14 protein-coding genes are annotated in these 18,973 nt (G+C 68.5%); 5 read left to right on the top strand and 9 right to left on the bottom strand.

Going from position 1 to position 18,973, the window contains the following annotated elements; genetic code table 11:
• From AVCA_RS23245 to tssB, 9 genes are all read right to left on the bottom strand, one after another.
• Positions 1–2,007 carry a type VI secretion system Vgr family protein gene (locus AVCA_RS23245; RefSeq protein ID WP_012703527.1) on the bottom strand — a complete coding sequence of 669 codons (2,007 nt, stop codon included), beginning with the start codon at positions 2,005–2,007 and terminating at the stop codon, positions 1–3.
• Between the two features lie 105 nt (positions 2,008–2,112).
• Positions 2,113–2,715 carry a hypothetical protein gene (locus AVCA_RS26255; protein ID WP_139239916.1) on the bottom strand — a complete coding sequence of 201 codons (603 nt, stop codon included), beginning with the start codon at positions 2,713–2,715 and terminating at the stop codon, positions 2,113–2,115.
• Between the two features lie 34 nt (positions 2,716–2,749).
• Complete coding sequence (gene tssH / locus AVCA_RS23235; RefSeq protein WP_012703526.1) at positions 2,750–5,278, bottom strand: type VI secretion system ATPase TssH; 2,529 nt, start codon at positions 5,276–5,278, stop codon at positions 2,750–2,752.
• A 2-nt stretch (positions 5,279–5,280) separates the two neighbouring features.
• The gene (gene tssG, locus AVCA_RS23230; protein ID WP_012703525.1) at positions 5,281–6,303 is read right to left on the bottom strand and encodes a type VI secretion system baseplate subunit TssG; all 1,023 of its coding nucleotides are present in this window, start codon (positions 6,301–6,303) and stop codon (positions 5,281–5,283) included.
• A complete protein-coding gene (tssF, locus tag AVCA_RS23225) occupies positions 6,267–8,060 on the bottom strand; it encodes a type VI secretion system baseplate subunit TssF (protein WP_012703524.1) in 1,794 nt (597 codons plus the stop codon). Before tssF ends, tssG begins: the two co-directional genes overlap by 37 nt.
• Positions 8,044–8,496, bottom strand: coding sequence for a type VI secretion system baseplate subunit TssE (tssE, locus tag AVCA_RS23220; RefSeq protein WP_012703523.1), 453 nt, complete (start codon positions 8,494–8,496; stop codon positions 8,044–8,046). The genes tssF and tssE overlap by 17 nt, the downstream gene beginning before the upstream one ends.
• Before the next feature lie 15 nt (positions 8,497–8,511).
• Positions 8,512–9,009, bottom strand: a complete 498-nt coding sequence (locus AVCA_RS23215) for an Hcp family type VI secretion system effector (RefSeq protein ID WP_012703522.1) — start codon at positions 9,007–9,009, stop codon at positions 8,512–8,514.
• Positions 9,010–9,086: 77 nt separating this feature from the next.
• A complete protein-coding gene (gene tssC, locus AVCA_RS23210; protein WP_012703521.1) occupies positions 9,087–10,568 on the bottom strand; it encodes a type VI secretion system contractile sheath large subunit in 1,482 nt (493 codons plus the stop codon).
• Positions 10,569–10,600: 32 nt separating this feature from the next.
• Entirely contained in the window at positions 10,601–11,164 is a 564-nt protein-coding gene (tssB, locus tag AVCA_RS23205; RefSeq protein ID WP_012703520.1) for a type VI secretion system contractile sheath small subunit, read from the bottom strand.
• 187 nt (positions 11,165–11,351) lie between these two features.
• Here tssB and AVCA_RS23200 point away from each other — a divergent pair, with 187 nt between their 5' ends.
• Genes AVCA_RS23200 through tssA form a run of 5 tightly spaced genes read left to right on the top strand, consistent with a single transcriptional unit; the run spans position 11,352 to position 18,924 of the window.
• Entirely contained in the window at positions 11,352–11,849 is a 498-nt protein-coding gene (locus tag AVCA_RS23200; protein ID WP_012703519.1) for a hypothetical protein, read from the top strand.
• 45 nt (positions 11,850–11,894) lie between these two features.
• Positions 11,895–13,220 (top strand): type VI secretion system baseplate subunit TssK, encoded by a 1,326-nt coding sequence (gene tssK, locus AVCA_RS23195; protein ID WP_012703518.1) that lies wholly within the window; start codon positions 11,895–11,897, stop codon positions 13,218–13,220.
• A gap of 17 nt (positions 13,221–13,237) precedes the next feature.
• Positions 13,238–14,002, top strand: a complete 765-nt coding sequence (locus tag AVCA_RS23190; protein ID WP_012703517.1) for a DotU family type IV/VI secretion system protein — start codon at positions 13,238–13,240, stop codon at positions 14,000–14,002.
• Positions 13,999–17,817 carry a type VI secretion protein IcmF/TssM N-terminal domain-containing protein gene (locus tag AVCA_RS23185; RefSeq protein WP_012703516.1) on the top strand — a complete coding sequence of 1,273 codons (3,819 nt, stop codon included), beginning with the start codon at positions 13,999–14,001 and terminating at the stop codon, positions 17,815–17,817. The genes AVCA_RS23190 and AVCA_RS23185 overlap by 4 nt, the downstream gene beginning before the upstream one ends.
• Before the next feature lie 15 nt (positions 17,818–17,832).
• Positions 17,833–18,924 (top strand): type VI secretion system protein TssA, encoded by a 1,092-nt coding sequence (gene tssA / locus AVCA_RS23180; protein WP_012703515.1) that lies wholly within the window; start codon positions 17,833–17,835, stop codon positions 18,922–18,924.
• The last annotated feature ends 49 nt before the right edge of the window (positions 18,925–18,973 follow it).

The raw sequence follows: 18,973 nt of genomic DNA, 5'->3' as shown, positions 1-18,973 counted from the left end.
TCAGTTGATCTTGACCAGGCCGCCCTTGAGGGTCAGCAGGCCGCCGCCATCCACCGTCTGCTCGGCGCCGGCCTTGTTGGTCAGGCTGATGCCGGCGTCGTTGACCAGGGTGGTGCCGGCCTTGTTGTCCAGCGAGGTACCGGCCTGGTTGGCGAAGGAGGTGCCGGCCTTCTGGCTGATCGAGGTACCGGCCTGCTGGGTCAGCGACAGGTCGCTCCTGGCGGTGAAGTCGCCGCTGCTCTGCAGGGTCAGGGTGCCGCTCACCTTGATGGTCAGATTGCCGTTCACCGTCAGGCTGTAGTCGCCGGTCACCGTGTGGCTGTAGTCGCCGCCGGTGCTGTGGGTCTGGTCGCTGCCGACCTTCACCGTACGGCTGTCCCTGACGTCCAGGGTATCGCTGCCGGTCTGCAGGGTGACGCTACGGTTGCCCTTTTCCAGGGTGACGGTCTCGTCGCCGTCCTTCACCGTGCGGGTGCGGGCGTTCTGCACCGTCAGCGTCTCGTCGTGGCCGACGCTGGCCGTGCTGTCGTTGAGCACGTTGATCTTCAGGTCCTTCTGCGCCTGCAGGAAGACCTCCTCGGCATCCTTCTTGTCCTCGAAGCGCAGCTCGTTGAAACCGCCGCCGCCCTTGGACGAATTGGTCTTGATGCCCGATTGCGTCTGGTTGGCCGGCAGCGCGTAGGGCAGGGCGTTGTCGCCGTTGTAGACGCAGCCGGTGACCAGCGGCCGGTCCGGATCGCCGTCGATGAAGGTGACGATCACCTCCTGGCCGATGCGCGGAACGAACTGCATGCCGAAGTTCTTGCCGCTCCAGGGCAATACCACGCGCACCCAGCAGGAACTGGTCTCGTCGTTCCGCCCCTCGCGGTCCCAGGGGAACTGGATCTTGATCCGGCCGTACTGGTCGGTCCAGATCTCCTCGCCGGCCTTGCCGACCACCCTGGCCGTCTGGGTGTGCATGCGTGGCTTGGGCGTCGCGCGCGGGGGACGGTAGTTGGTGGCCTTCGGGATCGCCTCGAAGCGGTTGCGGTAGTGCTCGTGGCTGGCCTCGTGGGTCACCGAGGTCACCACCCAGTCGATGTTCAGGTTGGCGTCGTCGTGTCCGGTGAGGGTGAACCAGTGCCCCGGCACCAGCCAGCGGCAGTCGCTCTCGCCGATCAGGCGCTTTTCCTGGCTGCGCAGGCCGTCCACCCGCTGCTTGGTCAGCGCGTCGCCGCGCGCCTTGGCGATGTAGCCGCCGGGATGCTCGTAGCTGGAAAATGACCCGGCCAGCGCCTCGGCCCGGCTGTAGAGCGAGGTAGTGGGCGTGGTGAATTCGTAGTCGGTCGCACTGTAGGCCCCGGCCACCGCCTGGATGCAGTACTGCGCCGAACGCACGCCGTGCAGCTCGCGCACGCCGATTTCCTGGCTCAGATAGGGTACTTTCGGCCCGTTGGGGATCGCTGGGAAGGCATCGTTGCCGTCGGCCAGCACCAGGGTGTGCCTGCCCTCTTCATGGGTGAAGAACCAGAAGATGCCTTCCTCCTCCAGCAGCCGCGAGACGAAGGCGAAATCCGTCTCGCTGTACTGCACGCAGTACTCGCGCGGCGTGTAGCTGCCGGAGAGCTTCAACCGGTAATCGCCGAAGCCATGGCCATCGAAGATGCCGGTGACGATCTCGCCCGTGGTCTTGTTCTGGAACACCCGGTTGTTGCTGGCCAGGGTCAGCCACCAGAGCCAAGGGCGCAGGAGTACTTGGTAACGGTCGGCGCTCGCGTCGCCGGGCAATTGGCGGACTTCCGCGATTAGCGCGTCCAGCGGGCGCAAGTCGGCATCGTTGTGCAGCGTCGCGGTCAGGTGCGTAGCCACCACGCTGTCCAGCGTCGGTGCGGCGGCGCTATAGCTGTGCAACTGCAGGCTACCGAGGCCGTTCAGCCGCTCCTCGCCGGAGAGCTGCTCCGGAAACAGATTCGCCAGGGCCGAAGTGGTCAGAGAAAGGCTGGTAGTAATGTCGGTGGGACGGGGCATTCGAAATCTCAATAGCGATCGATGGGGGATCACGCCGTCCTTTCTTTAGTGACTTCTTTCTTGTTGCAGTATCGAGTGGCTTTCTGTTGGTTTATATTGCTTTGATTATGCATATTGAAGTCCGCCTCCACTCTCGATAGCTTTGCGTGGTGATACGAAGGACATAGCATAAAGTCGCCAGTCGAAAGTTACGCCGTGCTTTTTAAGTACCGAATATGCCCAGGAAATGCAGTTCGTCCCCATATTCAGTTGTCCGCCAATAAGTGAGAACGTACCTACAGTCTGGCTTACATCGGCCGACCTGCTGAGTGTTATGCAATGGTCGATTATTTTTTTTGCAATCTTTTTGCTGATGCTAAGGCGTGGTGTTTCTCTTATGTTCAATTTGTTGTTCAGATGGGTCGAGTACCATTTGCTTGTGTCGTGTGGGATGACCTCCTTGAAGGATTTTGCGTGATCTATATTTCTTCCGGAGCGTCCGCCACAGGAAACTGCTTTGCCGTTTGGTTCGCATCTGTAGCGTTCAATTGATGTGTGGCTGTTATATATGGCATGACCTGTACCACTGCTGGAGTTTCTTGCGCCAACCAAGTGAAATACTTCGTAAGTGTCGCCACATTTTATCGCGATCAAGGCATGCCCTCCGAAGCCTGACCATCCGCTGTCTGAAGATGCAGCCTGTACCAGAACTGATACCCAAGAACTCATATCCGAACTCTCTCGTAGTAGTAGAATGTATGGGTCATTTCAACACCCACTCCGCCAACTTTCCCACCACTTCCCCCATCAACAGGTTCTCGATATCCCGCACCCCCGTCGAAGCGCAGCGGCCCAGGACCGTCTCGACGATGTCCTCGTCGAGTTCCAACGGTTTTCCGGTCGCGGTCTTGTAGCGCTCGCGCAGTTTTTCCAGTTTCGCCTCCACGATGCTTTCCAGGGTCACCGTGTCCAGCGGCCGGTAGGGCACCACGGTCATGCGCGCGAGGAAGGCCGGGCGGAAGGCCTGCAGCAAGACGCTGCGCAGGCGTTCGTTGAAGGCGTCGCCGCCGACCTGGTCGGCCGGGGTGTCGAGGATGAGTTCGGCGCCGACGTTGCTGGTGGCGAGAATCACGGTGTTCTTGAAGTCCACCACCAGGCCGGTGCCGTCCTCCATCACGCCCTTGTCGAACACGTTGTAGAAGGCCTCCAGCACGTCCGGGTGGGCCTTTTCGATCTCGTCGAGCAGCACCACCGAGTAGGGGCGGCGGCGCACGGCTTCGGTGAGTACGCCGCCGCTGCCGTAGCCGACGTAGCCGGGCGGGGCGCCCTTGAGCTGGCTGACGGTGTGGGCTTCCTGGTATTCGGAGAGGTTGATGGCGATCAGGTTGCGTTCGCCGCCGTACAGGGCGTCGGCCAGGGCGTAGGCGGTTTCGGTCTTGCCGACGCCGGTGGGGCCGAGCAGCAGGAACACGCCGACCGGCTTCTGCGGGTCGGTGAGGCCGGCGCGATAGGCCTGGATACGCTGGGCGATGGTGGCCAGCGCCGCGTCCTGGCCCATCACCCGCTGCGCCAGGCGCTGGCCGAGGGTGCGCACGGCGTGGACCTCGTCGGCGAGCATCTTGCCGACCGGGATGCCGGTCCAGCTGGCGATCACCGCGGCCACGGCCTTGGAGTCCACCTGCTCCGGGACCAGCGGGTCGTCCTGGCGGATGGCTTCCAGGCCGGCCTCCAGGCGCAGCAGTTCGGCGGCCAGGTGGTCGATGCGTCCGTCCAGTTCCTCGTCGGAGTTGCTGGCATCCGCATTGTCGCTCAGGGCGAGCAGTTCCCGGCGCGCCTCCAGCAGGGCGCGCACGGCTTCGCGCTCTTCCTGCCAGCGGCCTTCCAGTTCGCGGATCGCCACGGTATTGCCGGCTGCTTCGTGCTCCAGGGCGGTGATGCGTTCGCGGTGGTCGAGGCCGGTGGTCTGTTCGCGGCGCAGGCGGTCGAGTTCTTCCTTCAGCGCCTGCTGGCGATGGCGCAGGCTCTCCAGGGGTGGCGGCACGTCGTGCTGGCCGAGGGCTACGCGGGCGCAGGCGGTGTCCAGCACGCTGATCGCCTTGTCCGGCAACTGGCGGCCGGAGATGTAGCGGTGCGACAGTTTCACCGCGTCCTGGATGGCCGCGTCCAGCACCAGCACGCCATGGTGCTGTTCCAGCTTGGCGGCGACGCCGCGCAGCATCTCCACCGCGGTGGCCTCGTCCGGTTCCTCGACCTGGACCAACTGGAAGCGCCGGGCCAGGGCCGGGTCCTTCTCGAAGTACTTCTTGTATTCCAGCCAAGTGGTGGCGGCGAGGGTGCGCAGCTCGCCGCGCGCCAGGGCCGGCTTGAGCAGGTTGGCGGCATCGCTGCCGCCCTCGGCGCCGCCGGCGCCGATCAGGGTGTGGGCTTCGTCGATGAACAGGATCACCGGCCGCTCGGCGTTGCGCACACCGTCGATCACGCCCTTCAGGCGCTGCTCGAATTCGCCCTTGACCCCTGCGCCGGCCTGCAGCAGGCCGAGATCGAGGACGCGCACCTCGACGTTCTGCAAGGGCGGCGGCACGTCGCCGGCGGCGATGCGCAGGGCCAGGCCCTCGACCACCGCGGTCTTGCCGACGCCGGGGGCGCCGACCAGGATCGGGTTGTTCTGCCGGCGGCGCAGCAGGATATCGATGCTCTGGCGGATTTCCCCGTCGCGGCCGACGATGGGGTCGATGCGTCCGGCGCGGGCGTCGGCGGTCAGATCCTGGGTGTACTGGGCGAGGAAGCCGTCCTCAGCCGACGCATCGGTCTTGTCCTGCGACGGGCGGGCCGGTCGCTCGCGCGAGCACTCGGCGAGCTGGTTGCGCAGGGCCTCGCGCGGGATGCGCAGCAGCGAGGAGGCGCTGTTCAGCAGCAGGCTGCGGCGTTCCTCGCGGTCGAGCAAGGCGAGCAGCAGCAGGCCGGAGCGGATGCTCGGCTGGTTCTGCAGGCTGGCGTGGACCACGGCGTCTTCCAGGAGGCCGATGAGGTTCGGCGAGAGCGCCGGGGTGCGGGTGCTGCCGGCCTTGAACAGCTCCAGGGCGCGGTTGATCTCGCCGGCCACGGTATCGCGTTCCAGGCCGAAGCGCGGCAGCACGCGGGCCAGGTCGCCACCCTCGATGTCCAGCAACTCCAGCAGGAGGTGCTCGATCTCGACGTAATGGTGGGTGCGTTGCAGGCAGCGCTGGGCGGCGCGTTCCAGGGCGCGGCGGCAGTCGCTGTCGAGGCGTCCGATCAGGGTGCCCAGTTCCATGTTCAACTCATCTCCGGCAGGCGCAGTCGGGTATCGAAGTGGCGGATGGCCGCGCAGGGCTGGCGGCGCAGACCGCCGTTCCAGTTCAGCCGCGGCGGCGCCCGGCGATCGAGCAACAGCGGCCGGGCGCCACTGACCAGCAGGCGCAGCGCGCAGTCCAGGTCCGGGCCGAAGTGGAGGGCGGCCAGGCAGGCGAGTTGCCGGTGGGCGTCGCCGTCCGGCAGGAACGCCTCGGCCCGCGCCGGCTCCAGAGGGCCGAGGGTCAGGCGGATGCCGGCGTGCTCGTCCCAGATCCGGGTACCGGCCACGGCGTCGCGACCCAGGCTCAGGTTGCGGCGACCGCGACCGAGGATGCTGCGAGCGGCCGGCGGGATGGGGCGCCAGGCGCCCTGGTAGGGCTCGGCCCGCACCGGCAGGCGGAAATGCTGGCGGACGACGGCGGCGAAGCCGGCCAGCGAGCGGCGGCCGTCGGCGAACAGCGCGCCGCGGGCGAGGATCGCCGCGTCCGGCAGGCTCTGGCGCTCGCGCAGGCCCTTGGGCAGCAAGCCGGTCAGGGCGCGCAACTGATCGTGTACCGGGCTGTTCTGCGGCGCCTCGAAGCCCAGGGCGACACGGTGCTTGCGCAGGCTGCGGTACAGCAGGCTGAGCAGGCGGTGCTGGAACAGGTCGAGAAATTCGCCGGGGCCGTGGTCCTTCTGCCGCGCCCGTTGCTGCAGCCATTCCTGGTAGGCGTAGGGCAGTGGGCCGTCGGGACCGCCGAGGCCGAACACCGGAGTGCTCAGTACCGGTCGTGCGTCCTGTCGGTCGTTCTCCAGACTCTGCACCTGGCTGGCGGCGAACAGCGGCGTCAGCGGCCCGCGCAGACGCAGCGCCTCGGCGCGCGGCGCCGTGCCGCTGCCGAGCGGCGTCGCCCGCGGCTGTTCGCGTTCGAGCAGCAGCAGTGCCTGCAGCAGCTCGAAGGCCTGCGGCTCGCGGCGCAGGCGCTCGCTCAGAGGACGAGCGGCATTCCGGCCTGTGGCTGCCACGTCTTGATCTCCTTGTCGGCCAGGACCAGCGTGGTGCGCACGAAGCGATTGGCGCTGGCGTAGAGCGAGAAGAACTGCGCGAGGACGGCGGAGAACAGCACGGCGCTGCTGCCGACGAAATGCTGCGGGTCGAGATGCAGGCGCACGCCCAGGCCGTTGCGCCAGCCGCGCCAGGCGTCCTCGCCGACTTGGGCGACGATGCGTTCGCAGTCGAGGCGAACCAGGCCGTCGATCTGCCGGCGCGCGCCGGGCTCGTCGCGCAGGTTGTGCAACTGGAGCATTTCCTTGAGTGCGTCCAGGGCCCGTTCTCCCTCCACCAGCGACAGGTGGTTGAGGCTCAGTTGCGAGACCAGCCGCCAGCGCGATTCGCCGCGCAGGCGCGGCAGGCTTTGCGGCGTCGGCGGATTGCGCAGGCGGGCGCGGGCCACCGGGCCGGGGCGCTCGAAATCCAGCCGGGTACCGGCGCCCAGAGCCTCGGCGAGGTGTCGGCTGGTGCACAGCAGCTCGGCGGTCAAGCTGTAGTCGGGCGCCTCGCGCTGCGGGTCGAAACGGGTGTCGACCAGGCTCAGCAGCAGGTCGCTGCCCAGGCGGTTCGGCGTCAGCCCGTCGACGCGGCGGGCGTGCCAGTAGAGGCGGCTCTCGCCGAGGGCGTGCTGGCAGCCATGGTAGGCCGGCACCTGGCGCACGCCCTCTGCCGAGCAGGCGCGCAGCGCGCGGATGCTGTGGATCTCCATGCTGTTTTCCCGGTGGCTGTCGGCGACCAGCCGGTATTCGCTGCGGGTGCCGTCCGGGCGCAGCGGCTCCGAGGTGCGCGGGAACAGGTTGACCAGCGGCGCGCAGCCGAGAGCGAAGTCGGCCGCCTGCAGATGTAGCCGGCCGGCCGGGGCGCGGTCGAAGACGATGTACAACTGGAGTTCTTCGCTCGCGCCGGACGGCGCCTGCACGGGCAGGTCGAAGAAGGCGAACTTGTCCGGGAAGGCGAAGTATTCGGCCAGAAGACGCAGACCGGGGTGCAGTCCGTCCTCGTCCGGCAGCAAGGCTTCGGCGGCGGAAAAGCCGACCGCCTGCGGCAACCCGGGCAAAGCCTGCGGCAGGCTGCCCGGCACTCCGGCGAGCATCTGCAGGGCATGGGCGCCCAGCAGGTCGTGGAGGCTGGCGTTGACCATCGGTGACGCAGCCAGATGCAGGCGCAGGCGACGCACGGGCAGCTCCGGCCAGCGGCACCCGCCCAGGCAGCGCAGGCTCAGGCGCAGGGCCGAACGGGCCGGCGCCACGCCGGTCAGGGCGCAGGCTTCGTCGCCGGCGAGGAGGGTCGCCTCGACGATCTGCAGCGGCCACAGCTCGACCTCGGCGCTGGTGCGGAAGTGCACGCTGGCGCCGTCGGCGCCGGTGACGAACAGCGGGGTATCGCGCGGCAAGCGATAACCCTCGGCGAGATTGCCCTTGGTCGGGTCCGGCTCGAACTGGACGATGGCGCAGGAGGGCAAAGGGCGCAGGGCCAGCGGATACAACTGTTCCAGCAGGGCGTCGCTGAACTCGGCGTAGTCGTCGTCGAGGCGCCGCTGCAGGCGCGCGGCGAGCAGGGAGAAGCCTTCCAGCAGGCGTTCCACATGGGGGTCCGGGCACTCGCCGGGAGACAGCTCCAGGCGTCGGGCGACCTTGGGATAGCGCTCGGCGAAAATGGCGCCGGCATGCCGCAGCCAGGTCAGTTCGCGCTGGTAGTAGTCGAGCAGGACCTCGTCAATCGAGTCGCTCATGGCGCACCTCGAAACCGTCCGCGCCGTCCTCGATCAGGAACGACACCGGCCAGCACCGCTCCCCGCCGCGCAGGACGCCGTTCAGGCGCACGCGCAGTCGCTGGCGCTGGCCCTCGATGGACAGCAGCTCGATTTCGCCCGGTTGCAGGCGCGGTTCGAACCGCAGGATGGCGTCGCGGATTTCCCGGCTCAACTGCCGGCGGTCGGCGCTGCGTTCGGCCTGCAGCGCGCTCCAGTCGGCGATGCCGTAGTCGAGCACGCTCGCCGGGGTGGTGAGCGGCCGCGAGCCGCGGCGGGTGTTGAGTAGCCGCAGCAGCTCGCCGCGCACCGAGTCGGCCAGCGCTTGCCGGTCGAAATCCGCGCTGCCGCGGTCTTCCGCCGTGGCGGCCAGCCGCTCGAACAGCGGCGGCCGGATGCCCGTGCCGGAGGCGCCCATGGCCGGCCGGGTCCGTTACTTGACGACCTTGTTGGCGGCCAGGTCCCAGGTCGAGGCGGCCGTGCCTTCCTTGCTGCCATCGTTCTTCTGCGCGGTCAGCTCCCACTTGATCTTGGTGAAGTTGAGCGACAGCGTCTCGACCGGCTTGCCGCCCGCCCCGCCGCTGACGCTGACGTTGGAGAGCACCACGTTGTTCAGGGTGTAGACGATGAAGGGCAGGATCTTGCCGTCGCTCTCGGCGGCGTTGCGGCCGACGGTGATCTTCACCTCGGGGATGGCCTTGCCGGCGCAGCAGTATTCGTTGAGCGAGGGAGTCGAGGTATCGACGAACTTGGTGACGGTGAATTCGCCGATGTGCGGCTTGCCGGAGGTACGCTCCGAGTTGCTGATGTCGTTGGTGACTTGCATGGCCACGTTGTGGCTGTAGGACATCAGCTCGATCTTGTCGGTGTAGCCTTCGATCTGGCTGTCGCCTTTGATGTCGTCGCCGAGGTCGAGAATGATCGCATCCATCGGATGGAACTCCTGAATCTATGCCGTATCGGGATAAGGGGGGAGCCGCCCGCCGGGCGGACCGGCGGGCGCGCGGGTCAGGCCGCGGCCGGCGGCGGCAGCGTGGCGACCAGGCGGATCGAGGCGGTCAGCTCTTCCAGTTGGAAGTGCGGGCGGAGGAACACCGTGGCGCGATAGACGCCCGGTTTGCCGACGACTTCCGAAACGTCCACCCGCGCTTCGCGCAGCGGATACTGCGCCTTGATCTCCTGCGGGGCGTTGTCGTTGATCAGCACGTAGTCGGCGATCCAATTGTTCAGGTAGGTCTGCACGTTGTCGCGGGTCATGAAGCTGCCGACCTTGTCGCGCATGATCACCTTGAGATAGTGGGCGAAGCGCGAGGCGGCCAGGACATAGGGCAGCATCGCCGAGATACGGGCGTTGGCGTTGGCCTCGTTGGTGTTGTAGACCCTGGGCCTGTTGGTCGTCTGGCTGCCGAAGAACACCGCCAGGTCGCTGTTCTTCTTGTGGCAGAGGGCGATGAAGCCGAGTGCGTCGAGTTCCTTTTCGCGACGGTCGGTGATCGCCACCTCGGTCGGGCATTTCAGCGACAGGTCGCCGGAGCTGGTGCGGAAGCTGTGCGCCGGCAGGCCCTCGACCGCGCCGCCGCCTTCCACGCCGCGAATCGCCGCGCACCAGCCATAGCGGGCGAAGGCCTCGGTGATGCGCTGGGTCAGGGCCCAGGCGGCATTGCCCCAGAGGTACCTGGCGTGGTCGCGGCCGTTGACATCCTCGACGTAGTCCATGCCTTCCACCGGGCAGGTGTCCGGTCCGTAGGGCAGGCGCAGGAGGACGTGCGGCAGCACCAGGGAGACGTAGCGCGAATCCTCGCTCTCGCGGAAGGCGCGCCACTTGATCAGTTCCTGGCTCTCGAAGATCTTCGCCAGATCGCGCGGCACCGCCAGTTCGGTGAAACTGCCCATGTCGAACAGGCGCGGGCTGGCCGCGGCGATGAAGGGCGCATGGGCGGCGGCGGCGACGTTGGAGAGCTTTTCCAGCAGGCCGATGTCCTGCGGATGGCGGCCGAAGCTGTAGTCGCCGACCAGCAGGCTGAACGGATGCCCGCCGAAGGTGCCGTACTCTTCCTCGTAGATCTTCTTGAACAGCGCGCTCTGGTCGAACTCGACGGCCTTCTCCAGATCGATCAGCAGTTCCTTCTGGGTCACGTTGAGCAGGCGCAGCTTCAGACGCGCGCCGGTCTCGGTGTTCTTCACCAGCATGTGCAGGCCGCGCCAGGAGGCTTCCAGCTTCTGCAACTCGGGATGGTGGAGGATTTCGTCGAGCTGGGCGCCGATCAGCGCATCGATCTGGGCGATGCGGTCGTTGATCATCGACACGGTGTCCTTGTCGATGGCCATGCCTTCGTCGAGGACCTGGGTGGCGAACTCCGCGAGCATGTCGCGGGCGTAGTCCTGCTGGCTGTCGTCGTGGGCCATGCGGCCCTCGGCGATGATGCGGTCGAGCAGGGACAGGGTGATGTTCTCGCTGGCTTGGGTCTCGCCGGCGGACGGCTGGGCCATGGCGAATCCTCCGTGAAATGAGTGGTGGTCGATCAGGCTTGCGGTTCCGCTGCCGGTTCGTCGGCGGCCGGCTCGGCGCCGGGCGCGCCCGCCGGGTTCTCGGCCTGCGGACGGGCCGACCTGATCTCCTGCAGCCCTTCGGTGTTGGCCACGACGTCCTGCAGCAGCTTGTCCAGGTCGTCGTTGCCGTCGAGCTTGGTGAGCAGGTCGCGCAGGCGCTGGCGCGCCTCGAACAGCCGGCGCAGCGGGGTCACCTGCCGGACGATGTTGACCGGATCGAAGTCGTCGATGTGGTCGAAATGCAGTTCGATGTTCAGCTTGCTGCCGTCCTGGCTCAGGGTGTTGTCGACCTGCAGGGCGGCGCGGGGAGCGATGGAGGCGAGGACGTCGTTGAAGTTGTCGCGATTGATCTCGACGAAGCGCCGTTCCATCAGCTTGGGCAGAGGCTTTTCCGGCTTGCCGGAGAGGTCGGCGAGGATGCCGACCACCAGCGGGAGTTCCTTTTTCTCGATGGCGTTCCCGGTTTCCACGTCGTACGTGATCTGCACGCGGGGCGGACGAATCCTGTCGAGCTTGTGCTGCGTACTCTCGGCCATGACGGCTGACTCCGATGCGATGTTTCGAGCGCAATGCATCGGTTTCGCCGGCCATCGCACTCCCTTGCGGGGACCACCCCATGCGAGTCGGCGGCGGTCCGGTCGAACCCGTTGTGATGGCAACGAGCTATCAAAAAAGTTAAAACGGGTTTATAAGGGAATGCAAGCGAAACTTGATTAGACCTTTATGAAGCAGGGAAGGTTTTTCTTCGGAAGTATTGTTCTCGGTTCTTTCGCCGTCCTGGCGCTCGGCGCCTGCAGCCTGTTCGAGCCCGGAGTCGGCCTGAAGGCCCTGACCCTGGACGTGGCGCCACGGGCCAACGACGACACGCCGATCGCGGTGGACTTCGTCGCCGTCCGGGAACCCGAGTTGCTGAAGCTGTTTTCCGGCATGTCCGCCAGGCAGTGGTTCGCCGAGCGCGACCAGCTCCGCCTCGATTACCGCCAGGCCTTTTCGGTATGGGGACTCGAACTGGTGCCCGGCCAGTTCCTGGAGTTCGAGCGTTTCCCCCTGTCCGGGACTCCCGCCGCCGGACTTCTGGTCTTCGCCAGCTACAACGCGCCGGGCGTGCACCGTCTGCGCCTGGACGAGATGAGTGTCGTGCAGTTGCGTTTCGAAAGCCGGGACATGCGGCTGTTCGGCAAGAACGAACGTCGCTATGGATTGCGTTGGTTTCATTGGTAGTGGCGGCGGGGCGTCCCGCGCGCCGTGAAATCGAAAGGGATTCGTATGAGTGTTCTACCCGAGGCGGTCTGCTGGCACGAGGGCATGCAGTTGCTGCCCCAGCATTTCCAGCTCCAGGGCTTGCGCGCGGAAGCCCTGGCGGGACACCTGGCCAGGGTCTGCAATCCCTGGTTCTGGGGCGTCGAGACGCTGGAGGTCGATCCTGCCGCCCTCTGTGCCGGTCGGGTGCGGGTGACCGCCCTCGAAGCCACCCTGCCGGACGGCCTGCCGGTCGGCCTGAGCGCCGACGGCGGTGCGCCGCTGGAACTGGATCTGGCCGAGGCGTTCGCCGACTCGGCCGCCGGCGTGACCGTCTACCTCGCCGTGACGCCGCTGGGACGGGCCGGCCAGTTGCTGCCGCTGAACGGACGCCTGCGCTCGGTGGTCGGTGACGCGCTGCCCGATCTGGCCAGCGGCGAGCATCCCGAGCCGATCGTCGTCTGGCGGCCGAATCCGCGCCTGGTCACCGCCGAAGGACGGGCCGACTCGGTGTGCATTCCCCTGCTGCGAGTGGGGCGGGAGGGCGGCGGCTATGTTCGTTTGCCCTATGTCGCCCCGATGCCGCGCATCCTCCCGGAGTCGCCGCTGGGCGAAAAGGTGCGGGCCCTGTGCGCCCGCGCCCGGGAGAAGTGCCTGTTCCTCGCCGGGCGGCTGCGCCAGGCCCGGCAGGCCGGCAACGCCGAAGACGCCGCCGAGCTTCGCCTGCAACTGGCGGCCCTGTGGGCGCGACTGCCCGAGGTGGAGGCGGCCTTGAACGGACGCGGCACCGATCCGGCGACCCTGCACCGGCTGCTGGCCGGCATGGCCGGCGCCTGGTGCGCGCTCGATCCGTTGGCCGGCGTCCCGGCGTTCCGTCCCCTGGAGTTCGAGGACCTGCTGCGCGGCTACGACGAGGTGCTCGGCTGGCTGGCGGCGACGCTGGCGCGGATCCGCGCGGGCTACCGGAGCCTGCCGTTCGAGCAGGACCGGCATGGCTTCCATATCCTCCTGCCGGATCGGGAGCGGCCCGGCCAGCGCCTGGCGATCGGCCTGCGCATGCCGGCCGGGACCGGCGAGCAGGCGGCCCGGGACTGGCTGGCGCAAGCCATCGTCGCTTCCGAGGCGCATGTCGCGACTCTGGTTCGCCAGCGCATGGGCGGGCTTTCCTGGCATCCCATGCCCCGGCAGGAACAGGTCGCCTACGGGGTCGGCGAGGACACGCGGATCTTCGTGCTCAAGGCGGCCGGCGAGTGGTTCGATCCGAGCCAGGCGCTGCGCATCGTGCCCTGCGGCGGCGCGGCCGGCGGCCAGCCCTGGCAGATCGTGCTGTTCGCCGACGCCGGCGACCGCTAGCGCAGCGAGGAGCCGACATGCTCGAGCAGGAGATCGACCCCTATGCGCCGGGTCCCGGCGAGGCGCCCCTGAGTTCCGCCTTTGGCCAGGCCTGGCGCGAATGGCTGGCCGTCCGGCGCGAGCTGGAGGGCGAGGAGGCCGGCGAGGCCGAACTGGTCGCGCGCTTCGCCGAACAGGCCGGGCGCATCGCCCGCCGGCTCTGGCGCACGGCCTTCGCCGGCGCCGGCGACGCGCCGCATCAGGTGAAGGAGATGGTCTACGCTTTCGTCGCCCTGATCGACGAGACGCTGCTGTTCGCTCCCTGGCCGGGCCAGGCGGCCTGGCAGGAGAAGCCGCTGGAGCTGCGTCTGTACGGTAGCCGCAAGGCCGGCGAGCGCATCCCGCTGGCGATCAGGAAGGTCCTCGCCGAGCGCGCGCCGGCCACCCGGGACCTTGCCAACGTCTACCTGCAATGCCTGATCCTCGGCTTCCAGGGCCATCTGCGCAGCCCACGCGGCCAGGCCCTGCACGAGAAATGGCGGCATGCGCTGTTCGACTTCGCCTGGCTGCGCGAGCCCGCCATGAGCGATGCGGTCGAACTGCTCGGCCGCCCGGCGGCCGTGGCGCCCGTGCGCCTGCCGGTCCGCCGTTCGCTGCCCGACGGCCTGCGCCTCGGCCTGGCGATCCTGGGCATGGCGGTACTGCTGACGCTGCTCGGCCATCTGTTCTGGCGCGACATCGCCGGTTCGCTGGAGCCAGTGCTGTCCGTCGAGGTGGCGCTGACGGCGGAGCGGGTGCCATGAGCCTGCCGGAAATCGACGTGGCCGTGATTGTCGCGCTCCTGCTGTTGCTGGCGGCCGCGCTGTTGCTCGCCTGGCTGCGCAGCCAGGCGGGCTCGGCGGTGCGCGGCTTCTATGCCGCGGTTCGCCAGATGGAGCACGACCGGGCGGTGAACGATCGCTACCAGACGCCCTGGCTGCTGATGATCGGCGACGAGGAACGCTGCGCGCAGCTATGCCTGGACTGGCAGTTGAAGGCGGCCGGCAAGCCCGCCTGGTTCGGTTGCTGGTGGAGCGACCCGGATGGCGCGCTGTTGGTCGTGCCGGATGCCCTGTGCATGCCGGAGGAAGGCCGGCCGGGCCGCTCCGCCGCCTGGTGGCGGGTGCTCGGCCTGCTGCTGCGCCTGCGCTCCAGCCGCCCCCTGGATGCGCTGGTCTGGGTCGTGCCGGTCGCCGTCCTGCTGGATGGCGAGCAGGCCGTGGCCCGCGGAATCGCCGCGCGCCGTGCTTTCATCGAGCTGCTGCAGCGCCTGGGACTCAGCCTGCCGGTCTATGTGCTGGTGACCGGCATGGAGGAAGTGCCCGGCTTCCAGGAACTGATCGCGGCGCTGCCCGAGGAGGCGCGCGAGACACCGCTCGGCTGGTCCTCGCCTTTCGCGCCGGAGGCCGCCTGGCAGTCGCACTGGAGCGATCTGGCTCTCGATCGGCTGGGGCGCGCGCTGTCCGAGGCGATCGTCGAGCTCGGCGCGCTGTCGGGACGGCTCGGCGAGGCCCTGTATTGCCTGCCGCAGCGCTTCGAGGACATGCGCGGCGGCCTGCACGCGCTGCTCGACCCGGTGTTCCAGGGCAACGCCCTGGGCGAGGCGCCGCGCTTGCGCGGCCTGTACTTCGTCGCCGGCCGGGCGGCAGCGGGCGGCGAACCGGGCCAGGACCTGTCGGGCCTCGACGTGCCGCCGCTGCGTGGCCTGTTCTCCCGTCAGCTCTGGCAGCGCCGCATCCTCGCCGAGCAGGGGCTGGCCCGGGCGGTGCCGCGCATCCTCCGCCTGCGCCAGCGCTGGCAGCAGGTCGCCGGTGCCGCCGCCCTGGTGTTCGGCCTGTTCTGGAGCGGAGCGATGCTGTGGGTCTGGTACGAGTCAAGCCGCGAGGCCGAGGATCTGGCCAGGCTGCTGCAGGAAACCCGCAACCGCTACGTGGCGCTCGACGACGACGCCCGCCACCGGGAGCTGAGCCGGCAGAACGCCCAGGCCTTCTGGACCCTGCTGGAACGCGCGCCGCGCTGGCGTTTCGCGTCTCCGGCCTTTCCGACCTCCTGGCTCTCGCCGCTGGACCGTCGGCTGGAGGCAAGCCTGGCGGGCGCTGCGCGGGAGCGGCTGTTCCAGCCGCTGCGCGACCAGTTGGCGGCCGATCTGGATGCACTGGGTGCGATGCACGGTGCCGGGCGGCATTCCAGCCCCGAGGGCGACAGCCCCGAGCAGTGGCAGAACTATGTCCTGGCCAAGGGCCTGGTCGAGCGGGTCACGCGCCTCGAACAGCAGAACCGCTGGCTCGCCCAGGCCCTGGGCAGGCCCCTGGCGCCCCTGGAAACCCTCGCCGCCATGGGCCGCGATGCGCTTGGCCTGCAGCCGGGCGCCGGGCCGCTGCGCCACGAGGCCTTCTACAACAGGCTCCTGCGCACGGCGCCCGCGCCGGCGATGCAGGCGCTGGACCTGCACGCGAACCGGAAGATCGCCGAACGTTTCCAGAACCTGATGCGGCAGTGGCTGACCCAGTATTTCCTGGCCGAACACTTCGTCCGGCCGGCCGGCTACCTGAAGATTCACCTCCAGAAGCTGCAGGCCGGCTACGGCAACTCCCTGCGCGAACTCGAGGAGGTCGGCGGGCTGATCGACAACCTGCGGGATCTCGTCGCCCTGATCAACGCGGCCTGGGCGCGCGGCAACGGGCGGGACCGGGTGCCGGGCTACGAGGCGATGCTCGATGGCGCGCGCCAGACCACCCTGCTCGGGCCGGCGGTGGTACAGGCCGTCGAGCAGGAGGCCTCGCGCCTGCAGAAGAGCTTCCGCGACCAGTGGATCGCCCAGGCGGGCTCGCGCGACAACCTGCTGGTGCTGCTGGGCGGCGGCAGTCTGGAACTGCAGGAGCAGGTCGCCGGGCTGGATAAGTCCATCGAAAGCCTGCTACGGCACGATTTCGCCGCCATCGCCTTGCGCCGCGAGGGCGAGGGCGAGGGCGAGGATGAGTCCCGCGCCCAGCCCCTGGCCATCGATGCCCGCGCGCTCGACACCGCGCTGGGCTACTACGCCGGCTACAAGGGTTATGCCGACCAGGAGCTGGCGCAGATACCGCCGCCGTACCGTGCGGCCCTGCTCGGAGCGGCCGCACGCGCGGCTTCGCTGGCCATGTGGAGCAGCCTGGAGTCGAAGGGGGGCGTGCCGCGCCTGGGCAGCGAGCGTTCCTTCGACGTGCCGGCGGACAAGGCCCTGCAACTGCAGGAGGCTTTCGCCGAGCTGAACAGTGGCGATCTGGCCCAGGCTTTGCTGGAAAACCTCAACCGCCGGGCCCTGGGCGACGTGCAAGAAGCGCTGGCGGAGGTCGAGGCGCTGCCCATGTTCCACCAGGGCTACGACTTCGCTCTGTGGGATGGCGGCAAGGGACCGGGCCTGCAGATGTTCCGCGCCCAGGATCTGCAGGACCTCAAGCAGGGGCTGGCCCAGCAGTTCGCGGTCATGCTGGAAGCCACCCAGGCCAGCGCCCGGGCGCTGGAATGGCTGCGGATGCAGCGCTCGCACCTGTCGCTGGCCGACTACGACAAGGTCCTGCGGCTGACCGCGCTGGGCGAGGAGATGCTCAAGCACAAGGCGCAGAACCCGGCCAGCGCGCCGGCGCTGTTCCAGCAACTGGTCGCCCGCGACTTCGTCGAGATGGACGGCGGAACCTGCCCGGGCATCCTCCAGGCCGCCTATCTGGCGCAGGGACAGGATGACCTGTCGCGGCGCGGGCAGTTCCTCTGGGAGGAGGCGCGGCAGCGCTGCGACCTCCTCCAGCAACAGCGCGCGGCCACCGCCTGGAGCCGCCTGGCCGACTATTTCAACCAGTATCTGGCCGAGCGCTTCCCGTTCTCCCACGATATCCGTGCCGTCGATGTCGATCCCGAACGGGTTCGCCACCTGCTGCGGCTGATCGACGAGCACCTGCCCCAGGCCGAGGCGGGCCTGCAACTCGCCCGCCGGTCCGACCGGCAGGCCGCGCAGGACTTTCTGCTGCGTCTGAAGCAGGCCTCCGGTTGGCTGGGAGCGTTGCTGCTGCGCGACAAGAACGGTCTGCAGGGGCTCGACGCGGAGGTGCGCTGGCGCACCGACCGCGCGGACGAGCGCGGCGCCGACCAGGTGATCGCCTGGCTGCTGCAGGCGGGCCGCCAGGAGATCGCCTATCCGGGCGACGATCCGCAGCGCCTGCGCTGGACCCAGGGCGAACCGGTCCGCCTGGTGCTGCGCTGGGCGAAGAACGGCTCGCAGCGGCCGGTGAACGATCCGCTGCAGCCGAGCCTGGCGGTCGCCGACCGCGAGGCCGGCTGGGAATACACCGGTCCCTGGGCGCTGCTGCGCCTGATGCGTACCCACATCGCCGTGCAGCGGCAGTCGTACGTCGACTACACCGACTTCCCGCTGACCTTCCAGTTGCCGGTCTACGGGGCTTACAGCAGCGACAGCCGGGCGATCCTGTTCATGCGCGTGTCGCTGATGACCCAGGGCGGCAAGGCGCCGCTCTCCATCCAGCCGCTGCCGGTACGTGCCCCCCGTTCCCCTTTCGCCGCGCCGTCCGTGCCGCAGCGCTGGTGATCCCTGGAGGTCTCCTTGAGTTCTTCGCTTTCCCTGCCCTTGCCGCCGGACAGCCTGCTCGAACCGCTCTCGGCGGACTCGCCCTGCGGTCCGAGCCTGCGCTACGACCCGGATTTCGACCGCCTGCGCGAGGCTCGCCGGGAGGAGGATGCGAGCCTGCCGAGCGGCGTCTGGCAGGCACGGATCAAACTCGGCGACTGGGCGACGGTAGAGAGGCTGGCCGGCGAACTGCTGCGCACCCGCAGCAAGGACCTGATGGTGGCCGCCTGGCTGGGCGAGGCCTGGCTGCTGCGCAGGAACTGGGAAGGGCTGCCCCAGGCGCTGGCGCTGGTGAGCGGTCTGTGCGAACGCTATCCGGACGAGCTGCACCCGCAGGCCGAGGAGGGCGACCGCTCCTGGCGGGCGACGCCGCTCGACTGGCTGATCCGCCGCTACGCCGAGCTGTCGCTGGTCCGCCTGCCGCTGTTCGAGCCGGACGACGAGTCCGCCCCCTTCGCCCTGCACGACTGGCGGCAACTGCAGTTGCAGCAGGTCGCCGCCGACGACGGCAAGGCGGCCAAGGCCGCAGTCGAGGCGGCCCGGCAGAAACAGCGCAAGCTGGACGAGCGGATCAGGAGCACGCCGCTGCCGGTCTGGCTGCGCCGCCGCGCCTGTCTCGAACAGAGCGCGTGCACGCTGGAGCGTCTGGAGCGCTGGAGCGACGAGTACCTGGGCGAACTCGCTCCCGGTTTCGCTCCTTTGCGCGAGACCATCCGCCAACTGATCGCCCTGATGCAGGAGTTCATCGCCATGCACCCACGAGCATCCGAGGCCGCCGCCGCTCCATCCCCGGCCGGGGAGGCCGAATCGGCCAGCGCCGCGCCGACCGTCGCCATGCCGGGCGTCGCCACGCCCTCCGGCCCGCCAGGCAGCCGCGAGCAGGCCTACCGTCAATTGGGCCTGATCGCCGATTATCTGGCACGTACCGAGCCGCACAGTCCGGTTCCTTACCTGATCCGCAAGGCGATGGAGTGGGGCGACAAGCCCCTCGGCGATCTGTTGTCCGAACTGCTGTCGGCGGACCCGGAGGCCCGGCGCGTCTGGACCCTGCTGGGTATCCTGAAGTGACGGCCTGACGCCTTTTCCGCATGGCGCCGCGCGCCACCTGTCCGGCCCG

Source organism: Azotobacter vinelandii CA (assembly GCF_000380335.1).
In the GTDB taxonomy this organism is placed as follows: domain Bacteria; phylum Pseudomonadota; class Gammaproteobacteria; order Pseudomonadales; family Pseudomonadaceae; genus Azotobacter; species Azotobacter vinelandii.
This window is presented reverse-complemented; position numbering and strand designations above follow the sequence as displayed.

Bases quoted from the DNA above. Each gene is read 5' to 3' on its own strand.
- tssE (WP_012703523.1), bottom strand. From the start codon at position 8,496: ATGGGCGCCTCCGGCACGGGCATCCGGCCGCCGCTGTTCGAGCGGCTG.
- AVCA_RS26255 (WP_139239916.1), bottom strand. From the start codon at position 2,715: ATGAGTTCTTGGGTATCAGTTCTGGTACAGGCTGCATCTTCAGACAGC.
- tssB (WP_012703520.1), bottom strand. From the start codon at position 11,164: ATGGCCGAGAGTACGCAGCACAAGCTCGACAGGATTCGTCCGCCCCGC.
- tssF (WP_012703524.1), bottom strand. From the start codon at position 8,060: ATGAGCGACTCGATTGACGAGGTCCTGCTCGACTACTACCAGCGCGAA.
- tssC (WP_012703521.1), bottom strand. From the start codon at position 10,568: ATGGCCCAGCCGTCCGCCGGCGAGACCCAAGCCAGCGAGAACATCACC.
- AVCA_RS23200 (WP_012703519.1), top strand. From the start codon at position 11,352: ATGAAGCAGGGAAGGTTTTTCTTCGGAAGTATTGTTCTCGGTTCTTTC.
- AVCA_RS23190 (WP_012703517.1), top strand. From the start codon at position 13,238: ATGCTCGAGCAGGAGATCGACCCCTATGCGCCGGGTCCCGGCGAGGCG.
- AVCA_RS23215 (WP_012703522.1), bottom strand. From the start codon at position 9,009: ATGGATGCGATCATTCTCGACCTCGGCGACGACATCAAAGGCGACAGC.
- AVCA_RS23185 (WP_012703516.1), top strand. From the start codon at position 13,999: ATGAGCCTGCCGGAAATCGACGTGGCCGTGATTGTCGCGCTCCTGCTG.
- tssH (WP_012703526.1), bottom strand. From the start codon at position 5,278: ATGGAACTGGGCACCCTGATCGGACGCCTCGACAGCGACTGCCGCCGC.
- AVCA_RS23245 (WP_012703527.1), bottom strand. From the start codon at position 2,007: ATGCCCCGTCCCACCGACATTACTACCAGCCTTTCTCTGACCACTTCG.
- tssK (WP_012703518.1), top strand. From the start codon at position 11,895: ATGAGTGTTCTACCCGAGGCGGTCTGCTGGCACGAGGGCATGCAGTTG.